Annotated in this window: 5 protein-coding genes and 1 pseudogene; 4 read left to right on the forward strand and 2 right to left on the reverse strand. The window is 35.6% G+C overall.

From position 1 onward, the window contains the following. Nucleotides 1-120 precede the first annotated feature (120 nt). Nucleotides 121-297, reverse strand: a pseudogene (locus O9332_RS21355) (BrnA antitoxin family protein); the annotation flags it as partial. A 306-nt stretch (nt 298-603) separates the two neighbouring features. Here O9332_RS21355 and O9332_RS21360 point away from each other — a divergent pair. The 3 genes from O9332_RS21360 (at nt 604) to O9332_RS21370 (ending at nt 8,606) form a co-directional block, all read left to right on the forward strand. Beyond that, nucleotides 604-1,689 (forward strand): amidohydrolase family protein, encoded by a 1,086-nt coding sequence (locus O9332_RS21360; protein WP_002757625.1) that lies wholly within the window; start codon nt 604-606, stop codon nt 1,687-1,689. 52 nt (nt 1,690-1,741) lie between these two features. Beyond that, the gene (locus O9332_RS21365) at nt 1,742-2,725 is read left to right on the forward strand and encodes a hypothetical protein (protein ID WP_002757623.1); all 984 of its coding nucleotides are present in this window, start codon (nt 1,742-1,744) and stop codon (nt 2,723-2,725) included. A 91-nt stretch (nt 2,726-2,816) separates the two neighbouring features. Beyond that, nucleotides 2,817-8,606, forward strand: coding sequence for an AAA family ATPase (locus tag O9332_RS21370; protein ID WP_002757620.1), 5,790 nt, complete (start codon nt 2,817-2,819; stop codon nt 8,604-8,606). A 21-nt stretch (nt 8,607-8,627) separates the two neighbouring features. On the opposite strand, the gene O9332_RS21375 is transcribed toward O9332_RS21370, so the two are convergent. After that, a complete protein-coding gene (locus tag O9332_RS21375; protein WP_002757619.1) occupies nt 8,628-9,965 on the reverse strand; it encodes an AAA-like domain-containing protein in 1,338 nt (445 codons plus the stop codon). Between the two features lie 58 nt (nt 9,966-10,023). Here O9332_RS21375 and O9332_RS21380 point away from each other — a divergent pair, with 58 nt between their 5' ends. Then, complete coding sequence (locus tag O9332_RS21380; protein ID WP_288027309.1) at nt 10,024-10,215, forward strand: hypothetical protein; 192 nt, start codon at nt 10,024-10,026, stop codon at nt 10,213-10,215. Nucleotides 10,216-10,346 lie beyond the last annotated feature (131 nt).

Here is a 10,346-nt window from a genome sequence, read left to right on the forward strand (position 1 = left end):
ACCCTTATAGAGAAAGGCATTTAGCGATTTTTGTCAATTGTTTTTTATCTAGAGCGAACTAATCAATTAAGTCTCTTGCCAGATAAGGATTTAGTCGATTTATGCCCCCCTATCGAACCATACCAAGTAACGAAGAACCTCATTAATTAGGGTTTGATAACCCATTCCTGCGGTTTCAGCCTGTTCTCGAAAATAAGCTAGAATCTCATCATCTAGATAAATGGTAATGTGTGTTTTTCCCTGAGAGGAAATGAGCGCCCCTCGTTTTCCTTTAGAAAAATCATATTCCTTTCTCATAAGTTTTTCTCTCTTGTTTTGTAGCACGACGAGCAGAAATCAAGCGAATGACTTCACCCCGCAAAGTATCACACGAATCGCCTTACCTTCCCACTTAGAGGAATATTCAGGGGGAATGACAACTGTGCCATGATGAAGAATCATTTTAAATTCAATCGCTTCCATTCGTTAAGTTTAATAAAGTGTTGTATCAAGTTTAACCCAATCAATCCATGGAGTTTTAGGGGATGAAAAGAAAGCCGCAAAAAAGCGATCGCTTTTTCCCAATCAAATATAATTTAGGTAGAAAATTGCCAAAAAACCTCTATGCTCAACGGGTACAAAATTATTGATGCTGATTCCCATGTCATTGAACCCCCCGCAATGTGGGGCCAATACCTAGAACCTAAATTTAGGGAATTTGCTCCTTCTGCTGACATGAAAATCAAAGGAGAACCGATTAGTCAAAAAATCTCCCCACAAGTCCAAGCAGAAGGGAATAAGCAGATGATGCAAGCTCATCCCCATGCTTATCTCAATCGCTATAACCCAGAGTCCCATGTTCAATCTATGACACAAATGGGCATAGATGTGGCTTTTATTTATCCTAATTACGGACTGTGGTTATTTGCCATTGATAGCCTACCTGCTGAAGTGATGGGGGCTTTTGTCCGTGCTTACAATACATGGTTATATGAAGAATTTTGTAGCTATGACCCGGCCAGACTCAAAGGAGTCGCTGCAGTCAATCAACACGATCCCGAAGACATGGTAAAAGAGCTACACCGCATGGCAAACTTGGGCTGGAAGGCGGTTTTTTTGCGCCCTAACCCCGTTAAAGGCAGAATTTTGAGCGATCCAGCCTATGAACCCTTTTGGACGGCCTGCGAGGATTTGGACATGGCTGTAGGAATTCATGAGGGACATTGGAGTCGTTTACCCACCACCGGTGCCGATCGATTTAACACCCGTTTTGCCCTTCATGCTTGTTCTCACCCCATGGAGCAGATGATGGCACTGTTAGCGTTAATAGAAGGGGGAGTGTTAGAACGTCATCCTCAGCTAAGAATCGGATTTTTAGAGTCGGGCTGCGGTTGGCTACCCTATTGGTTATGGAGACTTGACGAAGAGTATCAAGTTACACCTTGGGAGGTCAAAGATCGGGTAAGATTAATGCCATCAGAGTATTTTCGCCGTCAATGCTTTATTGCCGTTGAACCCTCTGAACCTTATCTGTCCCAGCTTATAGACTACATTGGCAGTGACAATATTATCTTTGGCTCAGATTATCCACACATGGATCATAAGCCCGATATTGTTAGTCAAGTGCTTAAGCTTGAGAAAGATTTAGCTAAGGAAACAGTAGAGAAGATACTTGCGGACAATCCTACCCGTTTTTATGGCTCAGTCTGAGTTTTTACAGTAGAATCAAATTTATTAACCAACTTCCTGGAGGAATTCACCAATGGCACAGGTCTTTACTCGCAGTTATGTTCAAAATTTACAATCAAATTTGTCTATAAAGATTGGACAAGGACCAAAATCGATCGATGGCAATCAATACAATGATTACTATTTTCAGCTACTTATTTTTGAAAATGAAGACCACCCTAAATTAGTCTATGGAACTAAGGAAGCTTTACAAACAAAATATAATTTAGATTCCTCAAGTTTTCCTAGCTCAGGAGCTAAGGTTGACCCAAGATTTTGCCCATCACAACCTAAGGATGATCCTTTAGCTCAAGCAGAATTGAGTACCGTTTATTTCTTATTACAAACACGAAAGCTATCTCAGATGATTGCTTACACATGGCTTGAGCCGGAAAAGATACCAGATGAAATGAAAGCAAAAGTGAATTTGGTTAGAAAAATTTTGAGATTTCCTCACCAAAAAGTGTGTACTTATTGGCTTGATAAAGAAGGTGAAGAACGTATAAGTGAGATCGATTTATGCATAAAACTATTAGGAGATAGTAAAACCCACACCAAAAAATATAAATATAGTTGGTTGATTCAACCAGACAATATAAATTATGACTTTATTGCTTTGGCTCTTTTGCTGTGTGGGCAAGCTTTCTATAAAGATAAAGTTAACTTTTATTATCCCGATAAACATGAATATTTCGCCCAGATTTGGGAGCCAATTGGCAGTATCTATCAGCTAATCTTTGAATACGGCCTTGATGTTACTTGGGAGCTTTTTCATGGTGTTATGACAGAACTTGTTCATACAGGGAAAGATTTTCCAGCTGGTAAAATAACAGTCCCTTATCCACCCAGACCCAGTGAATTCAATGTTAGCCAATCTGACATTGAAACTTGGGCAAAGGCAAAAGAGTATGATGGTCCCTATCCATTTTATCCTAGCGAACATAGTGAAGACTGGAAGAATCACCAATTGAAGCACGTTTATCCACCTTCACCTTATATTCCCCTGAGTTGTTTGTAATTATCTTCAATTTTAATTATGAAAATTGGTCAGAGAATCAAGAGATGACGCAAATTGATCAGCTTGATTTTCTGACTGAACTGATAAGCCAATGGAAAAAAAATATCAAATCAGCGAAAAACTCTACGAAAGTGCTAACTCCTTAGTTTATCGAGGTTTTCGTCATGCCAATAATCAGGCAGTTATCCTTAAAATTCTCAAAGAAAATTACCCAACGCCATCGGAACTCACTCGCTATCAACAAGAATACCAGATCACTCGCTCTTTTAATGTTGATAATATTATTAAAGCTTATGATTTACAGCGATATGAAAACAGTTTAGTTATGGTTTTAGAAGACTTTGGTGGTCAATCTTTAAAATCATTACTAGAGCAAAGTCAATTCAACCTAGAAGAATTTTTGAAAATTGCCATTAAGATTGCTGAAGCTTTAGCTGTTATTCATAAAGCCAATATTATTCACAAAGACATTAACCCTTCTAATATTGTCTATAACCCCAAAACCGAAGAACTTAAAGTTATTGATTTTGGTATTTCTAGCCAGTTAGCTCAAGAATTTATCAGCGTTATCTCTCCCCATCAATTAGAAGGAACGTTAGCTTATATTGCACCTGAACAAACAGGAAGAATGAATCGTGGACTTGACTATCGTAGTGATTTTTATGCCCTTGGAGTCACTTTTTATGAACTTTTAACCAACAGACTTCCTTTTGAAACTACAGACCCAATGGAGTTAGTTCATTGTCATATTGCTCAAGACCCTTTACCCCTACACGAACTGATTCCAGACCTTTCCTTGGCTGTGTCTAATATTATCAAAAAACTATTAGCAAAAACCCCAGAAGAAAGATATCAGAGTGCTTGGGGAATTAAAAATGATTTAGAAATTTGTCTCAATCAACTCAAAAGAGGGGAACAGATTCAGCTATTTTCTTTAGGAAGTCGGGAGCTTCCAGAAAAATTTCAGATTCCGCAAAAACTCTATGGTCGAGAATTAGAAGTTGAAAAACTCCTAAACATTTTTGAAAAAATCAATCAAGGCTCATCTGAATTGATCCTGATTTCGGGTTATTCTGGGATTGGTAAAACAGCTTTAGTCAATGAAATTTACAAACCAATTACACGCCAACGAGGACGAGTTATTAAGGGCAAATTTGACCAACTACAACGATATATTCCCTATTCAGCAATTACTCAAGCTTTTCAAGATTTAGTAAAACAGTTGTTAAGTGAACCAGAAAGACATCTTGAAACCTATAAAGACAAGATTCTAGAAACTTTAGGAAATAATGGTCAAATTATTGTTGAGGTTATCCCTGAACTCGAAAAAATTATTGGTAAGCAACCTCCTGTAGAACCACTGGGTAAAACGGAAAGTCAAAATCGCTTTAACTTATTTTTTAAGCGTTTTCTCACGATTTTTTGTCAACCAGAACATCCCTTAGTGATTTTTATTGATGATTTACAGTGGGCAGATTTATCTTCTCTAAATTTAATTGAGCAATTAATTTTAGAGCCAGATATTAACTATTTTCTCCTAATTGGTGCTTATCGAGATAATGAAGTGGAAACAACTCATCCACTAATGCACACTTTAGGCAAAATTAATCAAGCCCAAAAAACAATTAATACGCTCTCTCTTTCACCTTTAAAAAGCAGAGAGATTAATCAATTAATTGCCGATACTCTAAATTGTTCTAGAGAATTAGCTAAACCCTTAGGGGAATTACTCAGCAGAAAAACCGAGGGTAATCCTTTTTTCTTAACCCAATTGTTTTATTCTCTCTACGATAGAAAATTCCTGTTTATTAGGGAAAATTTAGATTTAAAGAAAGCGAAGTACACAAAACAAGTTTATTGGCAATGGAATATACAACAAATTGAAAGTTTATCTATTACTGATAATGTAGTTGATTTAATGGTGAATAAAATTAAAAAATTATCTCAAAATACGCAACAGGTTCTCAAGTTAGCAGCTTGTATTGGCAATCAATTTAATTTAGAAATCCTTAGGATTATTAATAATAAATCTGAAACTATTACCGCTCAAGAACTACAGTTAGCTCTAGATGAAGGCTTGGTGATTCCCCTAGACAAAAATTATAAAATTCCTCTATTATGGAATGGAGAAGATTTGTCAAATAATAAGCTACAAGATGCTTTTAACTATTCTGCTGATATTTATTATCGATTTTTACATGACCGAGTACAACAAGCAGCTTATTCTCTTATTTCTGAAGAAGAAAAAGAATGTTTTCATCAGCAAATAGGACGTATTTTATTAGAAAAATATCAAGCAGAGCATCAATTAGAAGATAAAATATTTGATACTGTTAATCAACTTAATCAGGGAGCAATATTAATTACCGATCAGTTAGAAAAAAATCAACTGGCTAAGTTAAATCTAAAAGCAGGAAAAAAGGCAAAAGCATCAACAGCTTATGATTCGGCTTTAAGATATTTAGAAAAAGGATTGGAATTGTTGACATTAAATAGCTGGAAAACTGATTATCAATTAACTCTAGAACTTTATGTTGAAACCTTAGAATCTCTTTACTTAAATACTAAATTTTCTCAAATTGAAAAAATATCTGACACTATCTTAAAAGAAGCTAGAGACATATTTGATAAACTCAAGGTATATGAAATACAAATCATCTACTACTTTACAATTTTTCAACCTCAAAAAGCGATAGATATTGCCCTCAATGTTTTACCAGAACTAGGTATCAAAATTTCTCTTCAAGAAAATGAAATCAAAAAAAGAATTAGTAATCGCCAGAGATCCATAAAGTTGCTTTTAAAAAATAAATCGATTGAAGACTTGGCCGATAATTTGATAATGACTGACAATAAAAAACTAGCAGCTATTAAAATAATACTGCAAATTCGCTCTGCTTCAAATACAACTAATTTTCTTCTATTTACGGAATTAGTATTAACTTTAACTTATCTCTGTATCAAATACGGCAATCCTCCACAAGCTTCTACGATTTATGCTTTTTATGGAATGCTCATGTCGGGAATGACAGCAGAAATTGATTATGGTTATAAGTTTGGAAAACTAGCAATTAACTTATTAGAAAAAGATGATAATCAAAAATTTCAAGCCGAAATATTTTTTTTATATTATGCTTATATATGGTGTTGGAAAAATCCACTAAATGAGCAAGTCATTCAAGAAAAATTACTTTATGGCTTGCAACAAGGACTTAATACAGGACACAATGAATATGTTGGGTTTCTCGCACAGGCCTATTGCGCTATCAAGTTTTTAGGAGGATGCCAGTTAGAAGAAGTAGAACGAGATTGTGAAAAATACATTCATTTTGTGGAAAAACTTAATCAAGAGTATTCTCATAAATTCTTAGTTATTTTGACAAATACTGCTAAAAATGTACGAGATATTAATCACCATCAAGATTTTTTATTGCTAGGAACTTCCCAAGAGGAAGAAGATAAACATCTCCAAGAATATCTTGACCAAAATAATCAATGGTTACTATTTATTTATTATTTCGGAAGAATGATTGATTATTATATTTTTAATGATTTTGTTGCCTCCTTAGAAAACAGTCAACATACAGAAAAATATGTAGCGGTAACAAGCGGTGCAGCCCTATTTAAAGCACAACATAATTTCTATTCATCGTTGAGTTTTCTAGCTTATTATCATGACACAGAGCAAAATGATCAAAGAAAATTACTACAACAAGTAGATAACAATCAGCAGAAGATGGCAATATGGTCTAGTCATTGTCCAGCAAATTTTCAACATAAATATGATCTAGTTGAAGCAGAAAAAGCGAGAGTCTTAGGTCAAAACTGGGAAGCTCAAGAATTTTATGAAAAAGCCATTCAAGGAGCAAAAAAATATGAATTTATCCATGAAGAGGCTTTAGCCTATGAACGTGCCTCTGAATTTTATTTTACTTTAGGTAGAGAAGAAATTGCTAAACTATATCTCAGAAATGCTTATCATTGTTACACTCGTTGGGGTGCAAAGGCCAAAGTTAAACAATTAGAAGAAGAATACCCTCAATATTTATTAGGCATCAGCAATCAAAACAAATCTAAAGGACTGAGTACCACCATTTCAACTACTGGTAATGATGGAGCAGTTCTGGATTTAACCACTATTCTCAAAGCTTCGCAAGCGATTTCTGGAGAAATTAAACTGGAAAATCTCCTAACAAATTTAATGAAAATTGTCATTGAAAATGCAGGAGCGCAGAAAGGTTATTTGATTTTAGAACAGCAAGGAAATTGGGTCATTGAAGCTCAAGGAACAATTGATAAGGTAACGGTTAATATCCTAGAGTCAATTCCCATAGAATCTATCGACCATGATAACTCAATTCCTATCTTACCCACTAGCATTATTAATTATGTCGCTCGGACAAAAGAAACTATCGTTTTAAATGATGCCACTTCATCAGGTCAATTTACCAATGATTATTATATTGTGGCTAAAAAAACTAAATCTATTCTTTGTACTCCTTTACTCAATCAAGGTCAATTAAAAGGAATTGTTTATTTAGAAAATAATTTAACAACTAGCGCATTTACCTCAGAAAGGGTTGAACTATTAAATATTCTAGCAGCTCAAGCCGCTATCTCTATTGATAACTCCAGACTCTATCAAACCTTAGAACAAAGAGTAGAAGAACGGACAAAAGAACTCACAAACACTTTAGAGGTACTGAAAGCAACCCAAGCAGAACTTATCTTTGAAAATGACCTGCTTAAAAGTGCTGAACAACCTCCCAAATTTGTCTATCAAGTGGGGGGCAGTTTACCGATGGATGCACCGAATTATGTGGTTCGACAAGCCGATCGCAATCTTTATAAAGCTCTCAGACAAGGTCTATTTTGCTATGTTTTAAATGCACGTCAAATGGGAAAATCTAGCTTAATGGTACGGATGATGAGCCAATTACAAAAGGAGGGAATTAGATGTGCAGTAATTGACTTAACTCGGCTAGGAACAGACAATATTACCCCCGAACAATGGTATAAAGGATTAGCCGTTGATCTGCTCCGCAGTTTTGGATTAATCAAAGAATTGAAAACTTTTAAAGCTTGGTGGAGTGAACAATTAGACCTGCCTCCTGTACAACGATTAGGACAATTTATAGAAAATTTTCTTCTAGTTAATGACGATTTTGATCAGCGGCAATCTGGAAAATCGACTGTTATATTTATTGATGAAATTGATAGCATTTTAGGGTTAAAATTTGATGTCTCTGACTTTTTTGCTTTAATTCGTTCTTTTTATAACCAGAGAGCGATTCAACCTCAATTTCAAGAGCTAACTTTTGCCTTTTTTGGTGCTACCACACCTTCAGCTTTAATTACTGACCCCCAGAAAACACCTTTTAATATTGGTAACGCTATTGAATTAGCAAGTTTTAAAGAACACGAAGCTCAACCTTTATTATATGGGTTAACAGAAAAAGTCAGTAATCTTCAGACAATGCTCAAACAAGTCTTAAGCTGGACGGGAGGGCAACCTTTCTTAACTCAAAAACTCTGTCAACTGATGCGGGATAGTGAGCAACCAATCCCCTCTAATCAAGAAGAACAATGGTTGGCCAACTTAGTAGCAGAAAAAATTATTCAAGATTGGGAGATGCAGGATCAACCCGAACATTTAAAAACCATTCAAGATCGCCTTCTTCAAAGTCCAAACCGACCCCAGTTATTAACCTTGTATCGACAAATCCTCCATCAAGAACCAATACAGATTGATAACAATCCCTATTTACCTGAGTTATTTTTATCTGGATTAGTGGTAAAGCGTCACGGGAAAATGGACGTTCATAATCGGATTTATCAGACGATATTTAATAATGATTGGCTTGAGCGATCGCTGTCTTAATACCATGGTTCAAAAATTTATTTATACTGAACCAGTATATTGACTTATAAAGTACTTTTGATACAACTGACAACTGACAATTGCTTTATTTTCTCTGAGTTTAATTAAACCCATACTATTAAGTTTATAAGCAATAATTGGATCGACTATCATTGGTTGATTCCCTTGACAAATCTGTTGAAAAATACCGGCAAGTTCGGGTTGTTTTTGTAAAGTGACCCAGTGAAGCTGTAAATGAGAGGAATAAATTCCCGTTGATGTAGTTGCTGATTTGATTAAATCTGGCATCGTGATTTGCTCTTGGCTAAGATGATAAATCGCTAAATGAATCAAGGCAGGATGTCCCCCCACTAAGTCGATCAACTGTTGAATTTCGTTGGTTGCTAATTCATTTAATTGATATTTTTTTGCCAATTCTGCCACTTGTTCTTGACCAAAACCCTGTAACTCTATGGGTAATCCCACATTAAAAGGAGACTGTTCTAATCGCAGAGAAACATAAGATTCTGTGGATTGAACAATAATTAAACGTAATTTCTGCCACAGGGGAGATCGCTTAGATTCTTCATAACAAGCTCTGATTAAAGGTAAAAAATCTTCTGCTACTTTCGGATGTTCAAAGACTCGATGCACTCCATCTAAAGCCAATACCAGTGGCTGTTTTATCTCTCGTAAAATATACTCTTCAAAATAAATTGTCCAACTCATTTTAATTCCTATATCTTCATCCCAATAATCATCTAATTTGGCTTCTAAATTCAACTGCCGAGCGCAATTACGGCAAATCCAGCGTAAGAACTTGTTAAAATTTGCTATGATGTCTTGGTCTGCTTTTTGTAAATCTAAACTAACAATTTGATAACCGAATCGTTGTTGACAAGCCTCTAAAATTGTTAATAATAAAGAGGTTTTTCCCCATTTGTTGGGAGCTTTAATGCGTATTAACGCCCCAGATTGTCCGATTTCCTCGATAATTTTTGCTTCAAGTTTTGTTCGTTTTAGATAATAATAAGAATTATAGGGAACAGGAGCATCTGGGTATTCTGGACGCTCATTCTGGGGATATTCATTACCGCAATACTGAAGCGATGTGGAGTTGGTAAAATGAGATTGTAGTCTAGATAAAAAATTTTTTTTATTGATCGTTTCTCCGATCAGTTGCGAGACTCTATCATAGAGTCCTGGGGCAACTACATTGGCAAGATAGCTGCTACTATAACCGTTTTCTTGGGCAATTTCTTGATAGTTCTTTTTCTGCCAAAGTCCTCGCAATAATAATTGTTCTGTGTCATTGAGACAGCGATTCTCAAGCTTGAGCAGTTGCCGATTAAGAATCTCTTGGATTTCCTCGAATTTCATTATTTTTGTCTAAGGTAAGAAGATTTGATGGAATAGATTATTTGATTTTTCAGTTCCGTTGCAGCCAGAAACCCTGAATCTTGACATAACAGCACCGATTCAAACTAGAATTGGTATATTTGACAAACAAGCTGACGAGAACCAGCAACCGACAAAATTGTGCGATGGCAACCCTGAGAGGGATTCCATTCCCCTCTTGCTAGGAAATTATAGCATTTCTTGTCAAGGTCAATTAGGGTTAGCTGAATAAATCTAAAAACCTTGTTGGGTAAGACTTTTAGACTTTTTGTCAATCAAAAAGTACCAGATATGGGAGTGGTCGGGGGGAAAATCCCTGGACTTTTTCCCTGAAAATTAGGTAATTTACCCGATGAAAATGGG

Source organism: Microcystis sp. LE19-10.1B (assembly GCF_027530565.1).
Classification (GTDB): Bacteria; Cyanobacteriota; Cyanobacteriia; order Cyanobacteriales; family Microcystaceae; genus Microcystis; species Microcystis aeruginosa.